Source organism: Aeromonas sp. MR7, assembly GCF_963899385.1.
Lineage (GTDB): Bacteria > Pseudomonadota > Gammaproteobacteria > Enterobacterales > Aeromonadaceae > Aeromonas > Aeromonas bestiarum.
In genome coordinates this window covers 476176-502617 of record NZ_CAWQXH010000021.1, presented here as the reverse complement: position 1 = coordinate 502617, position 26442 = coordinate 476176, and the positions used below count along the sequence as shown (strand labels likewise).

The 26442-nt window shown below is 61.9% G+C and carries 19 protein-coding genes and 1 pseudogene; 7 read left to right on the top strand and 13 right to left on the bottom strand.

What is annotated here, in order from left to right:
* Positions 1-78: 78 nt before the first annotated feature.
* From AACW87_RS14115 to AACW87_RS14105, 3 genes are read right to left on the bottom strand one after another with little or no spacing between them, the layout of a single operon-like run.
* A complete protein-coding gene (locus AACW87_RS14115) occupies positions 79-897 on the bottom strand; it encodes a phosphoadenylyl-sulfate reductase (RefSeq protein ID WP_241325255.1) in 819 nt (272 codons plus the stop codon).
* A complete protein-coding gene (gene cysI / locus AACW87_RS14110) occupies positions 887-2599 on the bottom strand; it encodes an assimilatory sulfite reductase (NADPH) hemoprotein subunit (RefSeq protein WP_241325254.1) in 1713 nt (570 codons plus the stop codon). Before cysI ends, AACW87_RS14115 begins: the two co-directional genes overlap by 11 nt.
* Entirely contained in the window at positions 2599-4389 is a 1791-nt protein-coding gene (locus tag AACW87_RS14105; protein ID WP_241325253.1) for an assimilatory sulfite reductase (NADPH) flavoprotein subunit, read from the bottom strand. Before AACW87_RS14105 ends, cysI begins: the two co-directional genes overlap by 1 nt.
* 199 nt (positions 4390-4588) lie before the next feature.
* On the opposite strand from AACW87_RS14105, the pseudogene AACW87_RS14100 reads away from it, so the two are divergent.
* Positions 4589-5394: pseudogene (locus AACW87_RS14100) on the top strand (PhzF family phenazine biosynthesis protein).
* A 120-nt stretch (positions 5395-5514) separates the two neighbouring features.
* On the opposite strand, the gene lysS reads toward AACW87_RS14100, so the two are convergent.
* Positions 5515-7053 (bottom strand): lysine--tRNA ligase, encoded by a 1539-nt coding sequence (gene lysS / locus AACW87_RS14095; protein ID WP_042866684.1) that lies wholly within the window; start codon positions 7051-7053, stop codon positions 5515-5517.
* A gap of 23 nt (positions 7054-7076) precedes the next feature.
* A protein-coding gene (gene prfB / locus AACW87_RS14090) for a peptide chain release factor 2 (protein WP_098982715.1) occupies positions 7077-8175 on the bottom strand; the annotation gives its coding sequence in 2 pieces (ribosomal slippage) (positions 7077-8099 and positions 8101-8175; 1098 coding nt in all).
* Positions 8176-8427: 252 nt separating this feature from the next.
* Between prfB and AACW87_RS14085 the strand changes: the two genes are divergently transcribed.
* A complete protein-coding gene (locus AACW87_RS14085; protein ID WP_098982718.1) occupies positions 8428-10299 on the top strand; it encodes a methyl-accepting chemotaxis protein in 1872 nt (623 codons plus the stop codon).
* A gap of 237 nt (positions 10300-10536) precedes the next feature.
* Here AACW87_RS14085 and gltS read toward each other — a convergent pair whose 3' ends face one another.
* Complete coding sequence (gene gltS / locus AACW87_RS14080) at positions 10537-11736, bottom strand: sodium/glutamate symporter (protein ID WP_042866683.1); 1200 nt, start codon at positions 11734-11736, stop codon at positions 10537-10539.
* A gap of 472 nt (positions 11737-12208) precedes the next feature.
* Between gltS and ansA the strand changes: the two genes are divergently transcribed.
* Complete coding sequence (ansA, locus tag AACW87_RS14075; RefSeq protein ID WP_042866682.1) at positions 12209-13216, top strand: asparaginase; 1008 nt, start codon at positions 12209-12211, stop codon at positions 13214-13216.
* A 251-nt stretch (positions 13217-13467) separates the two neighbouring features.
* On the opposite strand, the gene AACW87_RS14070 is transcribed toward ansA, so the two are convergent.
* Entirely contained in the window at positions 13468-13761 is a 294-nt protein-coding gene (locus AACW87_RS14070; RefSeq protein ID WP_043140085.1) for a YeaC family protein, read from the bottom strand.
* Positions 13762-13822: 61 nt separating this feature from the next.
* On the bottom strand, positions 13823-15253 hold the full coding sequence (locus AACW87_RS14065) for a glyceraldehyde-3-phosphate dehydrogenase (RefSeq protein WP_241325251.1): 1431 nt from the start codon (positions 15251-15253) through the stop codon (positions 13823-13825).
* 197 nt (positions 15254-15450) lie between these two features.
* Here AACW87_RS14065 and AACW87_RS14060 point away from each other — a divergent pair, with 197 nt between their 5' ends.
* Together AACW87_RS14060 and AACW87_RS14055 are read left to right on the top strand one after the other, a co-directional pair.
* Positions 15451-16251: a DUF2989 domain-containing protein gene (locus tag AACW87_RS14060; RefSeq protein WP_241325250.1), complete on the top strand. Its 801-nt coding sequence runs from the start codon at positions 15451-15453 to the stop codon at positions 16249-16251.
* Between the two features lie 5 nt (positions 16252-16256).
* Positions 16257-16814, top strand: coding sequence for an NUDIX domain-containing protein (locus AACW87_RS14055; RefSeq protein ID WP_241325249.1), 558 nt, complete (start codon positions 16257-16259; stop codon positions 16812-16814).
* 65 nt (positions 16815-16879) lie between these two features.
* Here the strand turns inward: AACW87_RS14055 and sppA are convergent, their stop codons facing one another.
* Positions 16880-18724, bottom strand: a complete 1845-nt coding sequence (sppA, locus tag AACW87_RS14050; protein ID WP_241325248.1) for a signal peptide peptidase SppA — start codon at positions 18722-18724, stop codon at positions 16880-16882.
* Between the two features lie 331 nt (positions 18725-19055).
* On the opposite strand from sppA, the gene AACW87_RS14045 reads away from it, so the two are divergent.
* Together AACW87_RS14045 and AACW87_RS14040 are read left to right on the top strand one after the other, a co-directional pair.
* Entirely contained in the window at positions 19056-21071 is a 2016-nt protein-coding gene (locus AACW87_RS14045) for an NADPH-dependent 2,4-dienoyl-CoA reductase (protein ID WP_241325247.1), read from the top strand.
* 100 nt (positions 21072-21171) lie between these two features.
* Positions 21172-21720 (top strand): NAD(P)H nitroreductase, encoded by a 549-nt coding sequence (locus AACW87_RS14040; RefSeq protein WP_065402631.1) that lies wholly within the window; start codon positions 21172-21174, stop codon positions 21718-21720.
* 402 nt (positions 21721-22122) lie between these two features.
* Here the strand turns inward: AACW87_RS14040 and AACW87_RS14035 are convergent, their stop codons facing one another.
* The 4 genes from AACW87_RS14035 to AACW87_RS14020 form a co-directional block, all read right to left on the bottom strand.
* Positions 22123-22698, bottom strand: a complete 576-nt coding sequence (locus AACW87_RS14035) for a sugar O-acetyltransferase (protein WP_241325246.1) — start codon at positions 22696-22698, stop codon at positions 22123-22125.
* Positions 22699-22808: 110 nt separating this feature from the next.
* Complete coding sequence (locus AACW87_RS14030) at positions 22809-23783, bottom strand: D-2-hydroxyacid dehydrogenase family protein (protein ID WP_241325245.1); 975 nt, start codon at positions 23781-23783, stop codon at positions 22809-22811.
* A gap of 227 nt (positions 23784-24010) precedes the next feature.
* On the bottom strand, positions 24011-24889 hold the full coding sequence (gene prmA / locus AACW87_RS14025; RefSeq protein ID WP_098982739.1) for a 50S ribosomal protein L11 methyltransferase: 879 nt from the start codon (positions 24887-24889) through the stop codon (positions 24011-24013).
* Between the two features lie 529 nt (positions 24890-25418).
* Positions 25419-26435 carry a zinc-binding alcohol dehydrogenase family protein gene (locus tag AACW87_RS14020; protein ID WP_241325244.1) on the bottom strand — a complete coding sequence of 339 codons (1017 nt, stop codon included), beginning with the start codon at positions 26433-26435 and terminating at the stop codon, positions 25419-25421.
* Between the last annotated feature and the right edge of the window lie 7 nt (positions 26436-26442).

Genomic DNA, 26442 nt, shown 5'->3' with positions numbered 1-26442 from the left:
GCTGCACCTCAGCAATAAAAAAACGCCCGGCAGTTGCCGGGCGTTTTTTATTGTCAGGATCCTGGCTTGTCGGCAGGTTCAGATGCCGGAGCCGCTCTGCTCGCCACTTTCCTGGACACTCTCCTCGTGCAGGCCGCACTCGCGCTTGAGGCCGAAGAAGCGGGTCTGCTCCTCGCTCATGCCAGGCTCCCACTTGGCGGTAGTGTGCACGTCGCCGACCGAGAGGTAACCCTGCTCCCACAGCGGGTGGTAGGGGAGGTCGAACTCCTTGAAGTAGTAGAAGACGTCCTTGTTGCTCCAGTCGATCACCGGCAGGAACTTGAAGCGGCCGCGCGCGATGGCCAGCACAGGCAGCGCGCCCCGGCTGCCGGACTGCTCCCGGCGCAGGCCGGAGAACCAGGTCTGGGCACCCAGCTCGTTCAGGGCCCTGTCCATGGGCTCCACCTTGTTGAGCTGGTTGTAGCGGCTGATCCCCTCCACTCCCTGCTCCCACAGCAGGCCGAAGCGTGCCTCCTGCCAGGCCGGTGACAACTCGGCCCTGTATATCTTCAGATTCAGCGTGAGGCGCTCGGTCAGCTCATCGATAAAGCGGTAGGTCTCGGGGAACAGATAACCGGTATCGGTCAGCACCACGGGGACATCGCCGCGCTCGCGGCTCACCAGATGCAGCATCAGCGCCGCCTGGATGCCGAAGCTAGACGACAGCACGTGTTCCCCCGGTAGGTTCGCCAGCGCCCAGCGCACCCGCTCGGGGGCGCTTATGGCCTCGAGAGCCTGATTGATAGGGGCCAGCGCCTTGGTTTGCTCGTCCCGGCTCAGGGAGAGCAGGGCATTGAGGTCGAGCCTGCCATCGGCGGTCAGTGTCAGCCGCCCGCCATCAGTCAGTTCAGGCTGCATAGAAGTCCCTCGCGGAATCGATGACTGGCGCCACTATGCCTGCGCGGATCACGAAATCGCCGAAGCACTCGTGACCATCGCGCTCCTTGGCCCAGCGGCCGATCAGGGTGTCGAGCTCGGCCAGGATCTGCGGCTCCGTGATGTTCTCCTGATAGAGGCGCGGGATGCGGGTCCCCTCCAGGTTGCCACCCAGATGCAGGTTGTAGCGGCCCGGCGCCTTGCCCACCAGGCCTACTTCGGCCAGCATGGCGCGGCCGCAGCCGTTGGGGCAGCCGGTGACCCGGAATATGATGGCGTCATCCGCCAGCGCGTGTTTGGCCAGCAAGCCCTCGATGTCGGTGACAAACGCCGGCAGCATGCGCTCGGCTTCGGCCATCGCCAGCGGGCAGGTGGGCAGGGCCACGCAGGCCATGGACTGCTTGCGCTGCTCGCTCACGCCGTCATCCAGCAGGCCATACTGGCGCGCCAGCGCTTCGATGCGCGCCTTCTCGCTGGCAGGGACGCCGGCGATGATGAGGTTCTGGTTGGCGGTCAGGCGAAAATCCCCCTGATGTACCTTGGCGATCTCCAGCATGCCGGTCTTGAGCGGCTTGCCCGGGAAGTCCAGCAAACGGCCGTTCTCGATGAAGAGGGTGAGGTGGTGTTTGCCATCTATCCCCTCCACCCAGCCGAAGCGATCGCCACGGCTGGTGAACTCATAGGGACGCACAGGCCCGAATGGTATGCCGGCGCGGCTCTCCACCTCGGCCTTGAACGCCTCCACCCCGACCCGTTCGAGCGTGTACTTGGTCTTGGCGTTCTTGCGGTTGACCCTGTTGCCCCAGTCGCGCTGGGTGCTGACCACGGCGGCCGCCACCTCCAGCACGTGGGAGAGGGGAATAAAGCCAAAGTCGCTCGCCTTGCGCGGGTAGGTGCTGGTGTCGCCGTGGGTCATGGCGAGACCACCGCCCACCAGCACGTTGAAGCCCACCAGCTTGCCGTTTTCGGCAATGGCCACGAAGTTGAGATCGTTGGCATGCACGTCTATGTCGTTGTGGGGCGGGATCACCACTGTCGTCTTGAATTTGCGCGGCAGGTAGTTGGAACCCAGGATCGGCTCCTCGTCCCCACCCAGCTTCTCGCCATCCAGCCAGATCTCCACGTAGGCGCGGGTCTTGGGCAGCAGGTGTTCGGAGATCTGCCTAGCCCACTCGTAGGCCTCCTGGTGCAGCGCTGACTCCACCGGGTTGCTGGTGCAGAGCACGTTGCGGTTCACGTCGCCGGCGGTGGCGATGGAATCTATGCCAGTGCTGTTGAGGGTCTGGTGCATCAGCTTGATGTCGCGCTTCAAGACCCCGTGAAACTGGAAGGTCTGGCGGGTGGTGAGGCGAATGCTGCCGTACAGGCTGTGCTCCTCGGCGAACTTGTCGATCACCTGCCACTGGGCCGGGGTGATGATGCCGCCCGGCAGGCGGGCGCGCAGCATGACGTTGTGCAGCGGCTCCAGCTTCTGGGCGGTGCGCTCGGGGCGAATGTCGCGATCATCCTGCTGATACATGCCGTGAAAACGGATCAGCTGGAAGTTGTCACCGTTGAAGCCGCCGGTGAGGGGATCCTGCAGATCCTGCGCTATGGTGCCGCGCAGGAAGTTGCTCTCGCGCTTGAGGCGTTCGTTGTCGGCCAGCGGTCCTTCTACCGGTCCCGGAATTGTTTGCTTGCTCATCAATAGACATCCCTTTGATAACGTTTGGCACGACGCAATTCGCTCAAATACTCTTCTGCTTCTTCACGGCTCTTGTGGCCATGTTCGGCAATCACATCCAGAAGGGCCTCCTGCACATCTTTCGCCATGTGATTGGCATCACCGCACACATAGAAGTGAGCACCTGCTTCCAGCCACTGGTAGAGCTCCAGGCCCGCTTCACGCAGCCTGTCCTGCACATAAATCTTGTTGGCCTGATCCCGGCTGAAGGCCAGCGAGATCTTCGACAGCAGGCCCGATTTCACATAACGCTGCCACTCCAGCTGATAGAGGAAGTCCTGGGTGAAGTGGGGGTTGCCGAAGAAGAGCCAGTTCTTGCCCGAGGCATCCTGGGCCTCGCGCTCCTGCATAAAGGCGCGGAAGGGGGCTATGCCGGTGCCCGGTCCCACCATGATGACGGGGGTATCGGGATTGGCCGGCAGGCGGAAGTTGTCGTTGTGCTCCACGAACACCCGCACCTCGGCATCCTCGGCGAGCCTGTCCGCCAGATAGGAGGAGGCGGCGCCAGAGCGCACTGTGCCATCTTCCTGCGGGTAGCGCACCACCGCGACTGTCAGGTGCACCTCTTCTTCCACCTCGCTCTGGGCGGAGGTGATGGAGTAGAGGCGCGGGGTGAGCGGGCGCAGCAGGCCGATCAGCTGTTCTGCGCTCAAGGGGGTCGGGAAGCGTTTCAGCACATCCACCACCTGGGCAGAGGCGACCAGGGCGTTGACCTGGACCTTGTCACCTGCCAGATCCTTGAGCGCCGCATTGTCGGATAGCTCGGCGAGACCCGTGATGAAGCCGCCGTGCAACCGGGTCAGTTCCTGATTGCGGGTGAGCACCTCGCGCAGGCTGCCGTGGGCGGTCGCCTCGTCACCACTACGCCCGGCCAGGGCCAGCACTTCGCCCACCAGATCGGCGTCGTTGTCGAACCAGACGCCGAGGGCGTCCCCCGGCTGATAGGTGATGCCGGACGCCTCCAGGCTGATCTCGACATGGCGGATATCCTTGGTCGAATCGCGGCCTGTGATCTTCTGATTCAGCGACAGGCGGGCCGGGAAGGGGTTGGCCTTGTCGTACTGGCTGTGGCCGACCGCCTGTTGCACCGCGCTCGTCACGCTGCTGCTGGCCGAACCTGCGGAGAGGGTGGTGGCAATGGCATTGACCGCCTGCTCGCCCCAGGCCTTGGCGGCCTCCTGATAGTCCACATCCAGGCTGGCAAGCTCATGCACGCGATCGGCGCCCGCCTTGGTCAGCAGGCCGTCAAAATCCTTTCCGGTCTGGCAGAAAAATTCGTAGGAGCTGTCACCCAGCCCCAGTACGGCGAACTTGAGCCCCTCCAGCTTGCCGACCTTGCCCTTCTTGAGCTGCTCAAACAGATCGACCGCGCTCTCCGGTGGTTCACCCTCCCCGTAAGTGCTCACTACCACCAGCAGGTGGGTCTCTTTCTTGAGCTGCTTGGGTTTGTAGTCCGCCATGGAGGTGAGGATCACCGGCAGGCCGCGTGCCTCGGCCTGCGCCTTGATGGCACTGGCCACGCCCTTGGCGTTGCCTGTCTGGGATCCGTAGAGAATGGTCAGGCTGCCGCCGGGTGCCGCCGGCGCACCGCTGGCTGCCGCAGGCTGGCTGCCGGATTGGGAGAGACCGTAGAGATAGCCGCTCACCCAGACCAGTTGCTGGGTATTGAGGGTCGAGAGCGCCTGGTTCAGCTGACGTTGTTGTTCATCAGAGAGGGGGGCTAGGTTGGTCAGAGAATCCTTCAATTGCATCACACTCGTCTTCCATGGTCTGATTTTTGGTCAGGTTAAGGGGTGTGATGGATAACAACAAAGAATAAAAATGTCTTTTTTATTCTATTAGTGCATTAAAAACGTGTCTGACGGGCTCCTGGGTCCGTTCGGGCAGGGTCCGGTTTCATGGTATAAACGGCGATGAATGAGCCCCGTCGTGGCGTCACAGGAAATGCGAATGTCGATTATCAGACTGTTTCATGTCAATGCCTTCAGCCGGCAGCCCTTTGGTGGCAACCCGGCCGTGGTGGTACTGGGGCCGGCCCAGTCCGATGCGCAGATGCAGGCCATGGCGGCAGAGTTCAACCTGTCGGAGACCGCCTTCCTCAGTCCCCTGGGGGCTGCGCACTATCGGCTGCGCTGGTTTACCCCCAGGGTGGAGGTGGATCTCTGTGGCCACGGCACCCTGGCGGCCGCCCATGTGCTGTGGCAGACGGGGGCTGTGGCACCGCAAGAGGTCATCCGCTTCGAGACCCGCAGCGGCGAACTGCTGGCCAGGCGCGAGGGGAGTGGATCCGGCTCGACTTCCCGCGCATCCCGCTCACGCCTCTGGCGCTGGATCCTGCCTATGGGGCGGCGGTCGGTTGCACACCCGTGCAGACTCTGGCCGCTGGCGCCAAGTTTCTGCTGGAGCTGGCAAGCGAGGAGGAAGTCCGTGCGCTCACCCCCGATTTTCACGCCCTGCGCGCCCTGCCAGGTCGCGGCCTGATGGTGACGGCACTGTCCAGTCGCGACGACGATGATTTCGTCTCCCGCTACTTCGCCCCCTGGGTCGGGGTGGAGGAGGATCCCGTCACCGGCTCCAATCACTGCGCCCTGGTGCCCTTCTGGGCAGAACGGCTTGGCAAGACGCAGCTGAGGGCACGCCAGATCTCCGCGCGGGGCGGGGAGCTTGTGCTCGAGTTACAGGGAGATCGCGTGCTGATGTCGGGCCAGGCGCTGACCCTGTGGCAGGGGGAGTGGCTGCTGCCGCTCACCCAGTGAGGTGCCGGCGTGCGTTACCCTCGGGGATCCTCCACCGGGCTGACTTCGCCATAAAAAACGCCCCGCAGTTGCGGGGCGTTTCATTGCCATCGAGGTGCAGGCTAGGCCTGCGCATCGGGCTTATTTCTGTTGCGGGCGCAGGGCCGGGAACAGGATGACGTCGCGGATGGTGTGGCTGTTGGTGAACAGCATGACCAGACGGTCGATACCAATGCCCTGACCGGCAGTCGGCGGCAGACCGTGTTCCAGCGCGGTCACGAAGTCGGCGTCGTAGAACATGGCTTCGTCGTCACCGGCTTCTTTCTGGTTCACCTGATCCTGGAAGCGCTTGGCCTGATCTTCCGCATCGTTCAGCTCGGAGAAGCCGTTGGCCAGCTCGCGGCCACCGATGAAGAATTCGAAGCGGTCGGTCACGTCCGGGTTCACGTCGTTGCGGCGCGCCAGCGGAGAGACGGCGGCCGGGTACTCGGTGATGAAGGTCGGTTGCAGCAGCATGTGCTCCACCGTCTCTTCGAAGATGGCGGTGATCACGTGACCCAGCTCCCAGCCCTTCATCAGCTCGATGTGCAGACGCTTGGCAACGGCCTTGGCGCTCTCCAGTGTGGAGAGATCTTCCAGGGTAACGCCATCGGCGTACTTCAGGATGGAGTCCACCATGGTGAGGCGCTGGAACGGCTGACCGAAGTCGATGGTCAGACCCTCTTCGCCCTCTTTGGCGTAACGGATCTTGGTGTCGCCCAGAATGTCCTGCGCCAGGGTGCGCAGCAGCTCTTCGGTCAGGTCCATCAGATCGATGTAGTCGGCATAGGCCATGTAGAACTCGATCATGGTGAACTCGGGGTTGTGACGAACCGAGATGCCTTCGTTACGGAAGTTGCGGTTGATCTCGTACACGCGCTCGAAACCACCGACCACCAGACGCTTCAGATAGAGCTCGGGGGCGATACGCAGGTACATGTCGATGTCCAGCGCATTGTGGTGAGTGACGAACGGACGCGCGGAGGCGCCACCCGGGATGACCTGCATCATGGGGGTTTCCACTTCCATGAAGCGCTTGTCGTTGAAGAACTTGCGGATGCCGGCAACCACCTTGGTGCGGATCATGAAGGTCTTGCGGGACTCTTCGTTGGCGATCAGATCCAGGTAACGCTGGCGGCAGCGTGCTTCCTGGTCGGTCAGACCCTTGTGCTTCTCGGGCAGCGGACGCAGTGCCTTGGTCAGCAGACGTATGGTGGAGACGTGCACCGAGAGTTCACCTGTGTTGGTGCGGAACAGTGTCCCTTCCACGCCGACTATGTCACCCAGATCCCACTTCTTGAACTGCTCGTTGTAGAAGCCTTCCGGCAGATCGTCACGGGTCACGTAGACCTGGATCTTGCCAGCCATGTCCTGCAGGGTGGCGAAGGACGCCTTGCCCATGATCCGGCGGGTCATGATGCGACCGGCAATCTTCACCTGTTTACCCAAGGCCACCAGTTCTTCGGCGCTCTTGTCGCCAAACTCGGCGTGCAGATCGCCGGAGAGGCTGTCACGACGGAAGTCGTTGGGGAAGGGGTTGCCCTGGGCACGCAAGGCGGCCAGCTTGGAACGACGCTCCGTCATCTCGTTGTTCAGTTCGAGAGTGTGGTCGACTTCCGGAGTTGTGGTTTGTTCAGACATGGTGATTCCTGCTGTTCTGTTTTTTACAGGCCTGACTTCAGGCTAGCTTCGATAAACTTGTCCAGGTCGCCGTCGAGTACCGCCTGGGTATTGCGGGTTTCGACGCCGGTACGTAGATCCTTGATGCGCGCATCATCCAGCACATAGGAACGGATCTGGCTGCCCCAGCCGATATCGGACTTGGTCTCTTCGAGGGCTTGTTTCTCAGCGTTTTGCTTCTGAATTTCCAGCTCGTAGAGCTTGGCTTTCAGCTGCTTCATACACTGATCTTTGTTTTTGTGCTGGGAACGATCGTTTTGGCACTGTACCACGACACCCGTCGGTATGTGGGTGATACGTACCGCGGATTCGGTCCGGTTGACGTGCTGACCACCGGCGCCGGAGGCACGGTAGACGTCGATACGCAGGTCTGCCGGGTTGATCTCGATGTCGATGTCGTCATCGATCTCGGGATAAACGAAGATGGAGCAGAACGAGGTGTGGCGGCGGCCACCGGAATCGAACGGAGATTTGCGAACCAGACGGTGGACGCCGGTCTCGGTGCGCAGCCAGCCGAAGGCGTATTCGCCGGTGAACTTGATGGTGGCGGACTTGATGCCGGCCACGTCGCCGTCAGAGAGCTCGATCAGCTCAGGCTTGTAACCGTGGGCATCGCCCCAGCGCAGGTACATGCGCAGCACCATGTTGGCCCAATCCTGTGCTTCGGTACCACCGGAGCCGGACTGGATGTCGATGTAGCAGTCGGAGGCGTCGTGCTGACCGGAGAACATGCGGCGGAATTCCAGATCCACCAGCTTGCTTTCCAGCACATCGGCTTCGGCCACGGCTTCGTTGAAGGTCTCTTCGTCTTCCCCTTCCACCGCCAGGCTGACCAGCATCTCGACGTCTTCGGCGCCCTGGGTCAGGGTGTCTATGGTGCCCACCACGTTTTCCAGCGTGACGCGCTCCTTGCCCAGCGCCTGTGCGCGCTCCGGCTCATTCCATACGTCCGGCTGTTCCAGCTCGGCGTTGACCTCTTCTAGACGCTCTTTCTTGGCGTCATAGTCAAAGGTACCCCCTAAGAAGCTCGGTCCTCTCAGACAGCTCCTTAAGCTTGTTTAATACAGGATTGACTTCAAACATCGTGAAAACTCTCGGGGTCGATGTGATTTAAAAACGGGATATTCTAGCCAATTGTGGAAGGAATAAACAGGGTCGCCTGTCCTTGTGCGCGTCCTGTAGTCAATTTCTGGTGCAGTTTTCCCCAACTCGGTGGAAAATATCGCCCGCAGACTCATTTTCAGGTTCAGTTTCGGCCTGGCGGGTCGCTAACAACGATGCAGTGCTGTGCACTTTTGGGAAATCCTGTTCCTGACCTCATAAGAAGAAATCATGATGAAAAACCTATCACTCAAGCAGAAGATACTGTTGTCAGTGGTGATCGCCTTGTCATTGGTGATCCTGCTGCTCTCCTGGCAGAGCTATACCAGCCAGAAGTCCCTGTTGCTGCAAGGCAGTCAGGAACAGGTGCAACGCCTCGGCAGCCAGCAGGCCGCCAGTGTCAGTGACTGGCTCTCCGCCCGTCGCGACGTGATCCAGGCGCTCGGCAGCAAGGCCGGTGCCGACCCCCTCAACGCCCTGCAACAGGCGCAAGTCTCGGGTCGCTTCCAGCTCACCTACTTCGGTGAGGGCAGCGGCAAGATGAACGACTCTGACCCTTCCATCAACCGTGACGGTTATGACCCGCGCTCCCGTGGCTGGTATCAGGAAGCCATGAGCAAGGGCGGCCTGATCGTGACCAAGCCCTATCTGGACGTGGCCTACAACATCATGGTGGTGACCCTGGCCCAGCCGGCGCAGGGCGGCGTGGTCGGTGGTGATCTCTCCATCGCCTCCCTGGTGGAAGACGTCACCCGGATGAAGCTGCCCGCCGACGGCATCGCCATCATGATGCACAAGGACGGCACCGTCATCGCGTACAAGGACGCGGCCAAGGCGATGAAGCCGGCCACCGAGATCGACAACGATCTGACCAACGCCCTGATCGAACAGAGCAAGGCGAGCAACAGCCTGATCCCGGCCTACTTCGACAACGAAGGCCGTGACAAGCTGCTGTGGGCCGTGGATATCCCGGATACCGACTGGGAGCTGGTGCTGGTGCTGGACAAGGAAACTCTGGAAGCTCCGCTCTCCTCCCTGCTGATGACCCAGCTTGGCCTGGCCCTGCTGGTGCTGGTGGGCAGCATCATCGCCATCTCCTGGCTGGTGAGTCTGCTGCTCGGCCCGCTCAGCAAGGTCTCCCAGGCCCTGGCCCGCATCGCCGACGGTAACGGCGATCTGACCCAGCGCATCAAGATCGACGCCAACGACGAAGTGGGCCAGCTGGCCAACAGCTTCAACCGTTTCGTCGGCAGCCAGCACCAGCTGATCGGCAACATCCGCAAGCTGGCCAACGAGCTGAATGCCGATGCCGAGCGCAGTCTGGTGACCAACCAGGCCGCCGTGGACGAGCTGCAGCGTCAGCAGCAGGAAGTGACCATGGTCGCCACCGCCGTCACCGAGATGGCGAGCGCCACCATGGAGATCGCCGGCAATGCCGAGAACACCGCCGCCGCCGCCCAGCAATCCGCCCAGAGCAGTGAGCAGGGCAAGATGCTGGTGAACCAGACTCGCCAGTCCATCAACGGTCTGGCCGAAGAGGTGGGGCAGGCGACCGAGGTGATCGGCGAGCTGAGCCGTCACGCCCAGGCCATCTCCGGCATCCTCTCCACCATCCAGGGCATAGCCGAGCAGACCAACCTGCTGGCGCTGAACGCGGCCATCGAAGCGGCGCGCGCCGGTGAACAGGGTCGCGGTTTCGCCGTGGTGGCGGACGAGGTGCGGGTGCTGTCCCGCCGTACCCAGGACTCCACCCAGGAGATCCAGTCCACCATAGAGACGCTGCAACAGACCACGGCCCGTGCGGTGAGCCTGATGCAGACCAGCCAGGGGCTGGCCGACAACAGCGTGAAAGACGCCGATGCCGCCGCCGCCGCGCTGGAAGAGATCACCCGGGCCGTGTCGCTCATCTCCGACATGGCGGGTCAGATCGCCACCGCCGCCGAGGAGCAGACCCAGGTGACTGGCGAGATCACCCAGAACACCACCGCCATCAAGGATGTGAGTGACGAGATCACCGCCGCCGCCATGCGCGATCTGGATCAGGCCCAGAGCCTCAAGGGTCGTGCCACCGACCTGAACCAGCAGGTGTCGACCTTCATCCTGTAAGGGATGATGCCGATGGGACGCCTGCGTCCCATCCTGAACAAAGCCCCGCATCCTGGTGCGGGGCTTTTTGTTATCTGCGGTCTGGCTGTTTCATGACAAGGAAGGCGGCTGCCATGCTTGCCGCTGTCGCCTGAGTGGTTGTGCCAACGGGCGATGGCGCCGCACAGCCAGGATGCCAGCAAGCAAAGAGCCCACCATGAGGTGGGCTCTTGTTCATATCACGTCTGGCCGAGCGGTTTACAGGAAGGGGAGCGCCATAAACAGCTTGATCACCATGGCGTTGATGATGTCGATGAAGAAGGCCCCCACCATGGGCACCACCAGGAACGCCAGATGGGACGGGCCGAAGCGCTGGGTGATGGCCTGCATGTTGGCGATGGCCGTCGGGGTGGCACCCAGGCCGAAGCCGCAGTGGCCCGCCGCCAGCACGGCCGCGTCATAGTTGCTGCCCATGACCCGGAAGGTGACGAAGATGGCGTAGAGCGCCATCGCCACCGTCTGGGCGGCCAGCAGGATGAAGATGGGCAGGGCCAGGCTGGCGAGATCCCACAGCTTGAGGCTCATCAGCGCCATGGCCAGGAACAGCGACAGGCTGACGTTGCCGAGCAGGGAAACCTCGCGGTCGCTCACCTCATGCCAGTTGAACAGGGTCAACAGGTTGCGCAGCAGCACACCGACAAACAGCACGCAGACGAAGATCGGCAGCTCCAGCGCGCCGCCCTTGAGGGAGGCGGAGAGCAGTTCGCCCCCTTTGAGGCTGATGGCGATCAGCGCCAGCGTCTCGATCAGGCTGAAGGTGGTGAGCGGGCGCTCCATGTCGGGCATCTCGAAGCCCTTGGGCGCCTCATCCTTGTTGTGCTCTTCACCGGGCACCTGCACCTTCTTGACCAGATAGCGGGCCACCGGGCCGCCGATCAGGCCGCCCAGCACCAGGCCGAAGGTGGCACAGGCGATGGCGAGTTCGGCGGCGGATTGCACCCCGTACTTCTCGGCGAAGGTGGCGCTCCAGGCCGCACCTGTGCCGTGGCCGCCGGAGAGGGTGATGGAGCCGGCCAGCAGCCCCATGTGCGGGTCCAGACCGAGCAGGGTCGCCAGACCCACACCCAGGCTGTTTTGCACCAGCAGCAGGCCGGTCACCACCATCAGGAAGGTGATCACCGCCTTGCCGCCGCGCTTGAGGCTGGCGAGATCGGCGGAGAGACCTATGGAGGCGAAGAAGGCCAGCATCAGCGGGGTCTGCAAACTGGTGTCGAATTGCAACTCCAGCTGCAGGGTCGAGCGCAGCAGCAACAGCACCAGGGCGACCACTAGGCCGCCGGCAACCGGTTTGGGGATGTTGAAGGTTCGCAGCAGCCCGACTCGGGTCACCAGCAAACGACCGAGCAGCAGCACCAGGGTGGCTGCGACCAGGGTGGCGTAGGAATCAAGTTGTAGCATTCAGTACTCCCATGTTGATTGGCTGTGTCTTTCGTTGATGAAGACTCACAGATTCAGCCGGGATAAAAACAGTGTGGCTCACGTGCCAACAAAGAAGGGGCGACATGCCCCCGTCCCACGCAAAAATGGGATCGATGTGGGCCTGAACGGATCAGGCATCCAGATGAGATTTATGAAAAATCCGGCGGATAGTAGCAAAAAGCACCGCTTATATCCAGATTTGTCAGATTAATGGTCAGGTTTGTACTTTATTGTGACATTTAACACTATTGGGTTAGTCGCCGTTTAATACGGCATGCAGGCCATTTCCCGGCTGTCATTTGGGGCGCCAGTCTCTATAATTCGCCGGTTTCCAGCCCATCAGCGGCAACGAACGGAATGTGAAGACACAGGTTCGTTTCCCATGGGATTCATGGTTTGCGGGTATTCAGCCCATTAACATGGGTGTTGTGCCCATCAAAGAGGAGAGGGTGTGAAGAAGTCCATCTACATTGCCTACACAGGCGGCACCATAGGGATGCAGCGCTCCGACCACGGCTATGTGCCGATGGCGGGCTTCATGGAAGACTGTCTGGCGCGGATGCCCGAGTTTCATCGCCCCGAGATGCCGGATTACCATATTCACGAATACGATCCCCTCATCGACTCCTCCGACATGACGCCGGCGGACTGGCAGCGCATCGCCGAGGACATTCGAGACAACTACGAGAAATACGATGGCTTCGTGATCCTGCATGGCACAGATACCATGTCGTTCACCGCCTCGGCCCTCTCCTTCATGCTCGAAGATCTGCACAAACCGGTGATCATCACCGGCTCCCAGATCCCGCTCGCCGAGCTGCGCTCCGACGGTCAGCAGAACCTGCTCAACGCCCTCTACATCGCGGCCAACTACCCGATCCACGAGGTGACGCTGTTTTTCAACAACCAGCTCTATCGCGGCAACCGCAGCAAGAAGGTGCACGCCGATGGCTTCCACGCCTTCGATTCACCCAACTATCCGCCGCTGCTCAATGCCGGCATCGCCATCTCGCTGGAAGCGGGCGAGCTGGGTGCACCGTCCGAGCGGCCGCTGGTGCTGCACGACATCACTCCCCAGCCCATCGGCGTGGTGACCCTCTATCCGGGCATCTCCAGCGAGGTGATCGCCAATATTCTGCAGCAACCGGTGAAGGCGCTGATCCTGCTGTCGTTCGGGGTGGGCAACGCGCCGCAGAACCCGGCCATGCTGGCGCTGCTCTCCGAGGCCTCGGCCCGCGGCGTCATCATAGTCAATCTGAGCCAGTGCCTGCACGGCAAGGTCAACATGGGCGGCTATGCCACCGGCAATGCCTTGTCCCGTGCCGGGGTCATCTCGGGCTTTGACATGACGGCCGAGGCGGCGCTCACCAAGCTGCACTTCCTGCTGAGCCAGGATCTGCCGGCCCCGCGCATCCGCGAGCTGATGCAGCAGTCCCTGCGCGGCGAACTGACGCCCTGAGCGTTGCGGCCCTCACCCTGGCCCTCTCCCTAGGGGAGAGGGGATAGATCGAGGTGGCGAGGTTTGCCATGAAGATCGCCGGCTGGTGGCCCGCTTACTGTTCGCAGGTGCGAGCCTGCTCCCTTCTCCCCTTGCGGGAGAAGGGCTGGGGATGAGGGGGATGAGTCATCCTGCATAGATAGGAAAAAAAAGGGGAGCCATAATGGCTCCCCTTTTTGCTATGGCGTGCGAGCCTGGGCTCGCCACAAGGCTCAGTGACTGATCTCGATGCGGACTATCTCTTCCTCATCCCGATACTGACGCTTGAGCTCGCTCTTGCTCTTCATCACTATCTCGCCGTCACGGCCTATGTTCATGTGCTCGGGGTTATCGATGTGCATCGCCTGCCAGGCCATGACCGCCTGCAGGGAAGTGGCCTTCTGCTCGTCGGTGAGGGGCTTGCCATCGGGCCACTTGCCCAGCTCGACCGCGGTCTTGAGCCGCTCATACACTTCTTTGGGCATCTGTCTGATGGCCTGTTGAAACTCACCCTGTTGAAACGACATCCGGCCTTCTCCTTGAAAATTGAGCCATGAACGCGGGTTCAGGCGGGCAGATCCTGGCGGACTATGCCGGTAGATCCTGGCGGACTACGCCAGCCATCTGCTCCATCACCCGCACTACCTGACAACTGTACCCGAACTCGTTGTCATACCATACGTAGAGCACGCAGTGATCCCCCTCGGCTATGGTGGCCTGGGAGTCCACTATGCCCGCGAAGCGCGAACCCACCATGTCGGAGGAGACCAGCTCTGTGCTGGCACTGAAATCGATCTGGCGATGCAGGGCCGAGCTCAGCGCCATCTGCTGCAGATAGGCGTTGAGGCTATCCCGATCCGTGCTCTGCTCCAGCGACAGGTTGATGATGGCCAGCGACACGTTGGGTGTGGGCACCCGGATGGCGTTGCCGGTCAGCTTGCCCTTGAGCGCCGGCAGCGCCTTGGCCACCGCCTTGGCGGCGCCCGTGCTGGTCATCACCATGTTGAGGGCCGCGCTGCGACCGCGCCGCTCGCCCTTGTGATAGTTGTCGATCAGGTTCTGATCGTTGGTGTAGGAGTGCACCGTCTCCACGTGGCCGTGGCGGATGCCGTACTTGTCCTGCATCACCTTGAGCACGGGGGTGATGGCGTTGGTGGTGCAGGAGGCGGCCGAGATGATCTTGTCATCCGGACCTATCACCTCGTGGTTGACCCCGAACACCACGTTCTTCATCTCGCCCTTGCCGGGGGCGGTCAGCAGCACCCGGGCGGCGCCGCGCGCTTTCAGGTGTTCAGAGAGGCCCGCTTCGTCGCGCCAGACACCCGTGTTGTCGACGATCAGCGCATTCTGGATGCCATGGGCTGTGTAGTCGATGTCGGCCGGGCTGTTTGCATAGATCACCTGGATGAAGGTGCCGTTGGCGATAATGGCGCTGCGCTCGGCATCCACCTCGATGGAGCCGTTGAAGGGGCCGTGCACCGAGTCGCGGCGCAGCAGGCTGGCACGTTTCTCCAGATCCCCCTCGCGGCCACCGCGCACTACTATGGCGCGCAGACGCAGGGAGTTGGCGGCGCCGGTGCGCTCGATCAGCAGCCGGGCCAGCAGGCGGCCTATGCGGCCAAAGCCGTAGAGCACAACATCGGTGGGGGCCGGCACGCCGCGACCCAGGGCCGGTGCCAGCTTGGCGCGCAGGTAGTCGTCGATACCGGCCTCATCCTGGTGATCCTGCCAGTAACCCACGGCCAGCTTGCCCAGATCGATCTCGGCGGCGGTCGGGTTGAGGGCCAGGATGGTCTGCAGCAGGGGGAAGCTCTGTTGGATCGGCAGCGGGGCGCCCTGATGGCGGCGGACGACCCTGTGGGCCTTGAGGATGTCGATGGTGGAGGCGTTTTGCAGGGGACGTCCGTAGACGGTGATCTCGATCCCTTGCTGTCGGTAGAGGCGACCTATCAAGGGTTGCATGGCTTCGGCGAGCTCCTGGCTCTCCTGCCACGCTTGCAAGTAGTGCTCGTGGGTCATTAACCAGATCCTTTATTTCACGTTGTTGGGGCAAATAGAAATTCGTCGAATGCAGATCAGTGTAGGGATGTATATTTCGTTATATTATTCTGCAGTCGCGGCCTTATACGGCGCGCGCATTGTAATGGATATGTAATCTGTTTGCTAGCCAAGGGTGGCCGTGACAGGCTGCAATTGTTACCAACAAGATGTGAACCATGACCCATTTTCCAGCGCGCTCCCTGCTGTTCGCTCTCTGTTGCGGCCTGACCCTCACGGCCTGCAACGACGACAGGATCCACAATATCTGCGGCAATCATCCGACCCTCTGTCAGGACCTGGTGGACGACGGCTGGTGTCGCTATGAGCGAACCGACGTCATCCGGGCTCGCTACCATCTGCAGGAAGAGGGGACGGACAGGCGCAAATATGATGTGATGCGCAGCCTGGAGCGTTACCTCAAGTGCGCCGAGCGCTCCACCAATATCGAATACAAGACGGCCCGGGAGCAGAAGAGCCCTCGGGTGGAGGGGATGCTGGCGGCCGGCGATCAGCTGGCCCGGCTCGATGCCGCTACCCGCAACTCGCAGGATCCCTACCTGTTGCTCTGGCACTGGACCAACAACACCAACGAGCTGGCACGCCAGCAGTTCATGGCGCTGGAGGGGCAGCCCGTGCTGGAGGAGCCCGAGTTGCAGCTGGCGCTGGGGGGCATCCATGCCAAGAACGAGCCGCAGAAGGCCATCGCGCTCATGCACCATGCGCTCTCCCTCTATCGGGAAGGGGATGCGGTCAACAGCCGGATCCTCACCTCTCTCAGCACCCTCTACATGGGCCAGAAGGAGTACGGTCTGGCCTATCTGTGGGGCAAGGTGAGCGAGTCGTTCCAGAATACGCCCGAGGTCTCGGCCAAGCGCTTCGGCCTCTATCACTCCCTGAGCAAAGCCGATCAGGAGGCCTGGGACAGCCAGGCAGCCACCCTGGTCGAGCAGCTAAAAAGCGGGACTTACCGTCCCTGAACCTGATGAATCACATTGAACAACTGGCCAGTGACTGGTCTCACCCCTTCGATATCCAGTTCATGCACGGCCAGGTGACCCCGGGTGGCCGCCAGCTGGAGCGCGTCACCGTCAGGGCCATAGTCCTGCGCGGTGACCGGCTGCTGCTGGTTCACTCCCGGGTCAACGGCGATCTCATGTTTCCCGGTGGCGGCATAGAGGAGGGGGAGTGCCACAGCGCCGCCCTGGCACGTGAGCTGCGGGAAGAGTGTGGCGCCGAGCTGGTGGCGGTCGGTGCCCTGCTCGGCCAGACCCGGGAGTATCGCGCGGCCCGCGAGGCCGACTACGACGCCTACTGCATCCGCTCCTTCTACTACCTCTGCCAGGTGGGAGAGGACTGGAGCGAGCCGCGGCCCCAGCCCTACGAGGTGCGACTCGGCTTCACTCCCGGCTGGTTCGAGCTGGAAGATGCCCTGCAGACCAACAAGACCCAGCTGGCGGGCCCCTGTCCCCAGTGGACGGCGCGCGAAACCCGGGTGCTGGCCGAGCTGCATCACTGGCACGAATCCGGCCTGCTGGCGTGACTCGGGCCCCTTGAGGCAGATGTAAAAAAACCGCCCGAGGGCGGTTTTTTGTTATGAGTATCCGGTTATGGCACGCAGACCGGGCAGAAGGCGTAGGTGCCCTGCGGGTCGTTGAAGCGGGTCAGCGGATCCAGGCTGCGGTTCACCTCTGCCAGCGCCTTGCCAAAACCTGCCGGCAACCAGCTTTGCAGGTGCGGGGCCAGTGCCTGGGCGCTGCTGTCGAACAGCTGACGCAGGAACCTGTCTCTGGTGGACTCCTCCTTTTCTATGGGGGTGACCTGCCACTCCTTGAGGTTGGCGAGCTCGGCGGCGGCCTTGATGGCGGCCTCCTGGTTGCCAAACTCATCCACCAGCCCCAGCGCCTTGGCATCCTGACCGGTCCAGACCCGGCCCTCGGCCGCTTTTTCCGCCTCTTCCGGGCTCAGGCCGCGGCCCTTGCTCACCAGGCCGACGAAGCGCTGATAGGTGTCTTCCACGCTCAGTTGAATGGCCTGGCCGACGTGATCCGGCAGGGCGCGGGTCAGGCCGACGCCGACGTAATCCGTGGTGCCGACGCCATCGGTGTGCACCCCGTACTGGGAGAGCGCCTTGTCGATGGTGGCGAACATGCCGAACACCCCGATGGAGCCGGTGAGCGTGGTGGGGGAGGCGAAGATCTTGTCCGCATCGGCGGAGATCCAGTAGCCACCGGAGGCGGCGTAGCTGCCCATGGAGATCACCACAGGCTTGCCGGCCTGCTTCAGAGCCAGCAGCTCGGCGCGGATCTGCTCGGCGGCGAAGGCGCTGCCGCCCGGGCTGTCGACCCGCAGCACCACGGCTTTCACCTTGTCGTCACGGCGGGCATCGGCCAGCAGATCGGAGAGGCTGTCGCCGCCTATGGTGCCGGCAGGCTGCACGCCATCCATGATGGCGCCGCTGGCGACGATGAGGCCCACCTCATCCTTGCCGCTCTGGGGGTATTGCTCGGGGAGCGCCGCCAGATAGGTTTTCAGGCCGACCCCTTTCCAGCCGTGATCCTCGTCTTCCCCCACTTCCTTGATGACCGCCTGGGTCATCTCGTCGCGGGTGGCCAGCTGATCCACCAGGCCGTTGTCGAGGGCGTAGTTGGCGGCGTTGCCACCGGCCTTGCGCAGCAGCTCGAGGAAGCGATCCTTGCCGGGCGCGACGGCCTCGGGTTCTATCTCCCGCTGCTCGGCCACGTCCGCCACATAGGATTGCCACAGCTGATCCAGCCAGCGCTGGTTCGCCTCCTTGCTCTCGGGGGACATATCGTCGCGGGTATAGGGCTCGACGAAGGACTTGTAGGTGCCGACCTTGAACACGTGGGGCGTGATGTTGAGCTGCTCCAGCGCCGACTTGAAGTAGGTCTGGTAGACGCCCAGCCCCTCGATCAGCACGGCGCCGCTCTGGTTGAGCAGCACGTGATCGGCGTGGGCAGCCAGCAGGTACTGGCCCTGATTGTAGTAGTCGGCCATGGCGATGACCGGCTTGCCGCTCTCCTTGAACTCGTCGATGGCAGTCGCCACCTCCTGCAGTTTGGAGAAGCTGGTACCCTGCAGCCCCTGCGGCTTGATCACCAGCGCCTTGATGCGATCGTCATCCTTGGCGCTGCGAATGGCCCACAGCAGATCGGAGAGGACTATCTCGCTGGGCAGCTCTTCGCTGTTGTCCACCTGGCGCAGCAGTTGCACCGTAGGATCGGTTTGCGAGCGCTGTTCCACCAGCACGCCGGAGAGATTGAGGGTGAGGGCCCCTTCGATGGGGGCGCTGGGCGCCTCTTTCTGGCTGACGCTGAAAATGATGACCAGCACGACGATGAGAAACAGCAGATTGACCAGCATCAGCCGGGTAAAGTTGAGCAGACGCCAGAGGCTGCGAAACAGCCACCCCAGACCTTTGAAAATAGACATAGCCGCGTTATCGCCCTGTTAATGGGTAGAGAAGGGCCATTATTAACCAGTTGACCCGCCAATTGCCATTTCCGCTTGGGTGCGATCGATGATGCGATTCTCCTTCCTTGCTTCGGAACACGTCTGTTCGCCGAAAAAATGTCCAAACATTTGTTTGAAAAAGCATTTTCGATTCTTTACTCTAGCTTCAATTTGATAACAAAAAGTTAACCGGAGGCCCTGTGAGCCGCTACCCTACGCTTCTGACTCCCCTCGATGCTGGCGTTACCCAGCTCAAGAACCGGGCAGTGCGTATGGATTCCGGCGCACCGGCCTCGAAAAGGAGTTCATGATGAGCCGCTACCCAACGCTTCTGACCCCTCTCGATCTCGGCTTTACTCAGCTTAAGAACCGGGTATTGATGGGCTCCATGCACACAGGCCTCGAAGAGGAGAAGGGGGGCTTTGACAAGCTGGCCGCCTTCTATGCCGAGCGCGCCCGTGGCGGCGTTGGCCTCATCGTCACCGGCGGCATAGCCCCCAATCTGCGTGGGCGGCTGGTGCCCCACGGTTCGCAGCTGAGCTTCCCCTGGCAGGTCGCCAGGCACAAGAAGGTGACCCAGGCCGTGCATCAGGAGGGAGGCAAGATAGCGCTGCAGATCCTCCATGCCGGCCGTTACGCCTACCATCCGTTCAGCCTAGCGCCGAGCGCCCTCAAGGCGCCCATCTCCCCGTTCAAGCCGCGCGCCATGAGCGAGCGGCAGATCCGCGGCACCATCCGCGACTTTGCCTCCACCGCGCAACTGGCCAGGGCGGCCGGTTACGACGGGGTCGAGGTGATGGGCTCGGAAGGCTATCTCATCAACCAGTTCATCTGCGAGCGCACCAACAAGCGCACCGATGGCTGGGGTGGCAGCAATGAGAACCGGATGCGTTTTCCGGTGGAAATAGTGCGGGCCATTCGCGAGCGGGTGGGCACGGACTTCATCATCATCTTCCGCCTCTCCATGCTGGACCTGGTGGAACAGGGCTCAACCCTGGAAGAGGTGATCGCGCTGGGCAAGGCGCTGGAGCAGGTCGGCGTGACCCTGATCAACACCGGCATCGGCTGGCACGAGGCGCGCATTCCCACCATAGCCACCAGCGTGCCGCGCGGCGCCTTCAGCTGGGTGACGGCCGAGCTCAAGAAACATCTGAATGTGCCGCTTATCACCACCAACCGGATCAATACCCCCGAGGTGGCCGAGCGCATATTGGCCCAGGGGGAGGCGGACATGGTCTCCATGGCGCGCCCTTTCCTGGCCGACCCTGAATTTGTCATCAAGGCCGCCGAGAACCGGGCGGACGAGATCAACACCTGTATCGCCTGCAACCAGGCCTGCCTGGATCACGTGTTCAAGCAGAAGCGCGCCTCCTGCCTGGTCAATCCCCGCGCCTGTTTCGAGACCGAACTCACCTTCGGCCGCGTACCCCAGCCCAAGAAGCTGGCGGTGGTGGGGGCGGGCCCAGCCGGGCTGGCGTTTGCCTGCTACGCCGCCGAGCGCGGCCATCAGGTGAGCCTGTTCGATCAGGCGAGCGAGATCGGTGGCCAGTTCAACTTCGCCAAGCAGATCCCGGGCAAGGAGGAGTTTCACGAAACCCTGCGCTACTTCGCCAAACGGCTGGAGAAGTGTGGCGTCGAGCTCTACCTCGGTCAGCGCCAGAGTGCCGAGAGCCTGCTCGGCGGCGGCTTTGACGAGGTGATCCTCGCCACCGGCATACGCCCGCGCACTCCGAACATACCTGGTATAGAGCATCCCAAGGTGCTCAATTACATAGACGTGCTGCGGGATCACAAGCCGGTGGGCGACAAGGTGGCGGTGATCGGTGCCGGCGGCATCGGCTTCGACGTGGCGGAATATCTGGTAGAGGGCAAGGGGGATCGCAGCCGCGATCACTGGCTCAAGGAGTGGGGCATAGACAAGCAGTTTGGCGAACGCGGTGGCCTGATGGCCCCTGAGATCGACGCCCCCGAGCGCCAGATCTGGCTGCTTCAGCGCAAAGAGAGCAAGGTGGGGGATGGCCTGGGCAAGACCACAGGCTGGATCCACAGAACCGTGCTCAAGAACCGCAAGGTGCAGATGCTCTCCGGGGTGCAGTACCTGCGCATCGACGACGAGGGCCTGCACATCCAGGTGGGTGAAATCCGGCAGTGCCTGCCGGTGGATCAGGTGATCATCTGCGCCGGGCAGGAGCCGCTCAAGGAGCTGCAGGCCGGTCTGCAGGCGGCAGGCAAGCCGGTACACATCATAGGCGGTGCCGACGTGGCCGCCGAGCTGGATGCCAAGCGGGCCATCCGTCAGGGGGCCGAGCTGGCGGCCGTCATCTAGTTCGCGATGGCATTGCGATAAACCCCTGAGGCTCAGGGGTTTTCTTCATTCTGCGCTGTGCTAAGGTAGCGCCATCACAGCCCCTGACAAGGATTTGCCCATGGATGCCCTCACTCTGTTGCTCAACCGCCACTCCTGTGGCCGCCTGACCACACCCGCCCCCAGCGGTGAGGTGCTCGACAATATCCTTAGAGCGGGGCTGCGCGCGCCGGATCACGGCACCCTGACGCCCTGGCAGTTCATCCTGTTTGAAGGGGAGGGGCGGGAGCGGCTGGGGGCCCTGCTGGCCGAGGCCGCCCGTGCCCGTGGCGAAGATGAGGAGAGCATCAAGAAGTGCCAGGAGGCGCCGCTGCGCGCTCCCTTGCTGGTGGCCGTCGCCACCCGCTATCAGGCCCACCCCAAGGTACCTAAACTGGAGCAGGAACTCTCCGCCGGTTGCGCCCTGATGGCGATGCAGATGGCGGCTCAGGCTCAGGGCTTCAACGGCATCTGGCGCTCCGGCTGGTTCATCTTCGATGAGCGGGTCAACGCCGGTCTGGGGCTGGCACCGGAGGATCAACTGGTGGGTTTCCTCTACCTCGGCACCCCCATGCTGGAGGCGCGCAAGTTGCGCGAACTGCCGCCGGATGAGTTTGTCCGTCGCTTCTAAGCCGTATCAATTTCAGCCAGAGCCCTGACTTGTCAGGGCTTTTTTGATCCCGCCCGATCACGAGCCCTAGGCTGTACTGATAAATAAATGCTTGCCAAGAGGGGGATGGGGCTTGGCAGGGAATTTTTTAAATAGTGAGAGGCTGTTCTCAATCCTGGTTGATTACGCTATGTAAAACGTTTGCGCCTCGTTAATATCCCTGTGCCAGTTTAGAAGGTGACCCCTTCTAATTTTCTGCGATGAGAGTCGCAATTCCGTAGCACCTTTTTACAGCCCAACGTCGTTATGACATTGGGCTTCATTTTTATCTGCGTTTTTTGGTGTCGGCCCCTCAGCTTCATAGTCCCGGCAAGCAACCCTTTTTACAGACCAGCGTGGTCTTTATGACATTGGGCTTTATTTTTATGGGCAGCTTTGCTGCTGGGTGACGTTTGCCTTGGCAGCCAGGATCCGGGCCGGGTTGCCCACCACCCGGGCACCGGCCGGCACGTCTTTGGTGACCACGGCGCCCGCGCCGACGATGGCTTCCCGCCCTATGGTGACACCGGGCAGCAGGATGGCGCCGCCGCCGATCCAGACCTTGTCTTCTATGGTCACCGGCAGCGCCGTCTCCACCCTCTGGATGCGCTCATCGGCTGCCAGCGCGTGGGCGGCGGTATAGATCTGCACGTTCGGCCCTATCATGACGTTGGCGCCGATGCGGATCGGTGCGTTGTCCAGCATGGTGGCTCCCATGTTGATATAGGAATCCTTCCCCAGGCTGATATGGCGGCCATAGGTGCAGTAGAGGGGCGGGCAGATAAAGGCGTTCTCCGCCAGCTCGCCGACTATCTCCCGCAGCAGCGCCAGCTGTTCCTCCTCCTCGTCGCTGCGATTGAAACGGCGGTACAAGCGCGCCGTCTCCCGGCGCAGGACATCTAGCTCCGGCGCCATGCAGTTATAGGGCTGGCTGCTGATCATCTTCTGATATTCGGTCATGGGGCATCCTGATCTCTGATTGGCATGAGGCGAGTAGGGCAGCAGGCTGCCGCACAAGCGTACGGACAGAGGCATATATTACTGCTTTGCCAGCAGAATAAGCGTGAGCCTCAACCCAGAGCCGGTATCACTAGGTTTTGTGGCCTGCCATCGGCAAAGGCCAGCACATTTTCAAATGCCTTGCGAAAGTAGAGCTCATAGCTGCTTTGCTCCACATAACCCAGATGCGGTGTGGCCAGCACGTTGGGCAGACGCAGCAGGGACTCGCTGCCGGGCGTGGCTGGCTCGACATCGAACACATCCAGCGCAGCTTGCCTGGTCGGATTGGCGCTGAGCTCGGCATAAAGGGCTCCCGGCTCGATGAGCTCGGCCCGGCTGGTATTGATCAGCAGAGAGTCTGCTTTCATTCGAGCCAGATCGGCACGGGTGACGCAGGCTCGAGTGATCTCGTTGAGCCGCAGATGGAGGGACAAGACATCGGCCCGCCGGAAAAATGTGTCCTTGTCGGTAGCGGCTTCCAATCCATCCTGCTCTGCCCGCTGACGGGATGAGTCACTGCCCCATATCAGTACCGACATGCCAAATGCCTTGCCGTAACGAGCGATGCGCTGGCCTATCTTGCCGTAGCCCCAGATGCCGAGTGTCAGCCCCTGCAAGGTACGGCCCAGCCCCAGTGTGCCGGATTGCTGCCACTGCCCCTTGGTCAGGGCTTCGCAGTAAGCCGGAATATGGCGTGAGGCCGCCATGATGAGGGCCCAGCAGAGCTCGGCAGGCGCAATGGGGCTGCCGACCCCTTCAGCGATGGCAACACAGTATCGTTGGCACAGTACCGGGTCTATATGCTGGCTGATCTTGCCGGTCTGGCTGATGAGCTTGAGTGAGGGAAGCCCCATCAGCAGTTGTTCGTCGATGCGAGTACGCTCGCGGATCAGTACCAGAGCTTCAATTCCTTCCAGCTTGGCAGCAAGACGTGCGGCATCTGGCTCACTCTGGTTGAGTACCATGACATCATGTCCCGCCAGCATGGCAAAGCAAGGTAGATGACGAACCTGATCCTGGTAGTCATCCAGAATGGCAATGCGCATAAAGGGTCTCCGTTCCCATCATTTCTGGTCTGATGGCCATCCTACCGGAATAGAATCGGAATGTGTTCTCGAATGGATATTTTTCATGACGGGCTGGCACTATGGGCGAGCCAACGAGTCTCGTATTGGCTGATCAGGTTTCATGGGGACTGAAACAAGCAGGGCCCCCGTATGGGAGCCCTGCTTGTATGGGAGGTGGTGAAATCCGGCTGTTATCAGCCGTGTTATCAGCCGTGTTTGCGGCCGGAGAGGCGGCACCACTCCTCTTTCACAGCGGTCGGGTCCATGTCGAACCACTGGCCGTAGATGGTTTCCAGCTCAGGGGCCTGACTTTCCAGCACACCGGAGAGGGCCATCAGGCTGCCCGCTTTGCCGTGGCCGGCGATGAGGGGGGCGAGTTCGCGCAGCGGGCCGGCCAGGATGTTGGCCACCACCACGTCCGCCTCCACGCCTTGCGGCTGATCCGCCGGCAGGTAGAGCTCGATCTGGCCGGCGACACCGTTGCGCTCGGCGTTGTCATGGCTGGCCTGGATGGCCTGGGGATCGATGTCGATGCCGATGACCCGGGCGGCACCGAGTTTCAGGGCGGCGATGCCGAGGATGCCGGAGCCGCAACCGAAGTCGACCACCGTCTTGCCGGCCAGATCCAGCCCGTCCAGCCACTGCAGGCAGAGCGCCGTGGTGGGGTGGGTGCCGGTACCGAAGGCCAGGCCCGGATCCAGCATGACGTTGACCGCATCCGGGTTGGGCACATCGCGCCAGCTCGGGCAGATCCAGAGCCGCTCACCGAACTGCATGGGGTGGAAGTGATCCATCCACTCGCGCACCCAGTCCTTGTCTTCCAGCTGCTCGACCTTGTAGCCCACGTCTTCCCCGAAGATCTGCTGGAAGAAGGCGATGGTGGGGGCCGGATCGGTTTCGGCATCGAACAAGCCCATCACTTCAGTCTCGCCCCAGAGCGGGGTTTCACCGGGCAGAGGCTCGTAGACGGGCACATCCTGGGCATCCATAAAGGTCACGGCCTGGGCTCCACGCCCCAGCAGCATGTTGCTCACCTTGTCTGCTGTCTTGGCAGTGGCGTTGATTCGAATTTGTATCCAGGGCATGGCGTCGACTCTTCATAAATGTGAAACCGCGAGATTCTATCATCATGGGCCTGTGCTGTCGTGGTTTGCCCATGTCGGCATGGCGCAGGAAGAGAACTCTGCCAAGTTGGCACGGTTAATGTATTCCTCATTGGGTGACGGGAAGCAACCTGTTCCCGCTGAATGCTTTGCTCTAGGAAAGTTCCGTCATCTTTTTCAGCCACCTTAGGGTGGCTTTTTTTTTTTGCCTGCTGGCGGTTAGCAGGCTTGCGTGGCTTGCTGTGTGGGGATGCGCGTGAAGAAAGGGCGCAGATCCAGGGGATTGGCACACAAGATGCAATGATGGAGATGTCCTGCATAAGGATATGTGTGTGATTGTTACCCCAACGTTCAGGTATTTAGGGCCATCCCGGCGGGATGGCCCCTTTTTTATCGTTTTTTGGAGTGATGCTGCGTGGTGACTGTCTGGTGCCTGTTGTGAACTGTGCACTGATGGGGCCTGTCACTGGTGAATTCACCCCATGATGGTGCAGTTTTTACCTATAAGGGATTAGTTGCCGAAGCGACTCATGTCGATCACCAGCTTGCCGACCATGCGACCCGCTTCCACCTCGGCATGAGCCCGGGCCAGGGTGACCGGGGTCAGCTCGGCCAGGGTGCGGGTGAGTGTGGTCTTGAGCACCCCTTGATCGAGGAGGGTGGCGACCCGGCCCAGCAGCTTGTGTTGCTCGATCATGTCCGGGGTCTGGAACAGGGAGCGGGTGAACATGAACTCCTGGCTGAAGGTGACGCTCTTGCTCTTGAGCAGGCCCAGATCCCAGGGCTCGCTGGATTCGGCGATGGTACAGATGTGGCCGAACGGGCGAATGAGGCTGGCCATGGCATCCCAGTGCTGCTCGGTGGCATTGGTGCAGAAGATGGCATCGAGCTGGGTGACGCCAAGGGCGGTGAGCTCTGCCTGCAGCTGGTGATGGCTCACCACCTGATGGGCCCCCATTGCCAGACACCATTCACGGCTTTCTGGCCGGGAGGCGGTGGCGATCACCTCCATGTTGGTGAGCTGGCGGGCCAGCTGGATGGCGATGGAGCCGACGCCACCGGCGCCGCCTATGATGAGCAGCTTGCCCGTGCTCTCGCGGTGAAGGCCGATGCGCTCGAACAGCGCCTCCCAGGCGGTGATGGCGGTGAGCGGCAGGGCGGCGGCTTCCGGGTCTGTCAGGCTGGTGGGGGCGAGGGCGGCGATGCGCTCATCCACCAGCTGCAATGCACTGTTGCTGCCGGGGCGGCTGATGTCGCCGGCATACCAGACTCTGTCGCCCGCCTTGAACAAGCTCACCTCGTGGCCGACGGCCACGACTTCGCCGACCGCATCCCAGCCCAGTACGCGGGGCGTGCTCTCAACCTTGGCCTTGGGAGCGCGGACTTTGGTGTCCACCGGGTTGACCGAGGTTGCCGTCACTTTCACCAGCAGATCCCGCGGACTCGGGGTCGGGTCGGGCAGATTGGCCTCGATGAAGCAGTGGGGGTGATCGCTCGGCAGATAATGGGTGAGGGCGATGGCTTTCATGGCAGTT

Bases quoted from the DNA above. Each gene is read 5' to 3' on its own strand.
- prmA (WP_098982739.1), bottom strand. From the start codon at position 24,889: ATGCCCTGGATACAAATTCGAATCAACGCCACTGCCAAGACAGCAGAC.
- AACW87_RS14065 (WP_241325251.1), bottom strand. From the start codon at position 15,253: ATGACCCACGAGCACTACTTGCAAGCGTGGCAGGAGAGCCAGGAGCTC.
- AACW87_RS14040 (WP_065402631.1), top strand. From the start codon at position 21,172: ATGGATGCCCTCACTCTGTTGCTCAACCGCCACTCCTGTGGCCGCCTG.
- AACW87_RS14085 (WP_098982718.1), top strand. From the start codon at position 8,428: ATGAAAAACCTATCACTCAAGCAGAAGATACTGTTGTCAGTGGTGATC.
- AACW87_RS14115 (WP_241325255.1), bottom strand. From the start codon at position 897: ATGCAGCCTGAACTGACTGATGGCGGGCGGCTGACACTGACCGCCGAT.
- AACW87_RS14060 (WP_241325250.1), top strand. From the start codon at position 15,451: ATGACCCATTTTCCAGCGCGCTCCCTGCTGTTCGCTCTCTGTTGCGGC.
- AACW87_RS14045 (WP_241325247.1), top strand. From the start codon at position 19,056: ATGAGCCGCTACCCAACGCTTCTGACCCCTCTCGATCTCGGCTTTACT.
- sppA (WP_241325248.1), bottom strand. From the start codon at position 18,724: ATGTCTATTTTCAAAGGTCTGGGGTGGCTGTTTCGCAGCCTCTGGCGT.
- AACW87_RS14035 (WP_241325246.1), bottom strand. From the start codon at position 22,698: ATGACCGAATATCAGAAGATGATCAGCAGCCAGCCCTATAACTGCATG.
- AACW87_RS14030 (WP_241325245.1), bottom strand. From the start codon at position 23,783: ATGCGCATTGCCATTCTGGATGACTACCAGGATCAGGTTCGTCATCTA.
- AACW87_RS14105 (WP_241325253.1), bottom strand. From the start codon at position 4,389: ATGCAATTGAAGGATTCTCTGACCAACCTAGCCCCCCTCTCTGATGAA.
- lysS (WP_042866684.1), bottom strand. From the start codon at position 7,053: ATGTCTGAACAAACCACAACTCCGGAAGTCGACCACACTCTCGAACTG.
- AACW87_RS14020 (WP_241325244.1), bottom strand. From the start codon at position 26,435: ATGAAAGCCATCGCCCTCACCCATTATCTGCCGAGCGATCACCCCCAC.
- gltS (WP_042866683.1), bottom strand. From the start codon at position 11,736: ATGCTACAACTTGATTCCTACGCCACCCTGGTCGCAGCCACCCTGGTG.
- AACW87_RS14070 (WP_043140085.1), bottom strand. From the start codon at position 13,761: ATGTCGTTTCAACAGGGTGAGTTTCAACAGGCCATCAGACAGATGCCC.
- cysI (WP_241325254.1), bottom strand. From the start codon at position 2,599: ATGAGCAAGCAAACAATTCCGGGACCGGTAGAAGGACCGCTGGCCGAC.
- AACW87_RS14055 (WP_241325249.1), top strand. From the start codon at position 16,257: ATGAATCACATTGAACAACTGGCCAGTGACTGGTCTCACCCCTTCGAT.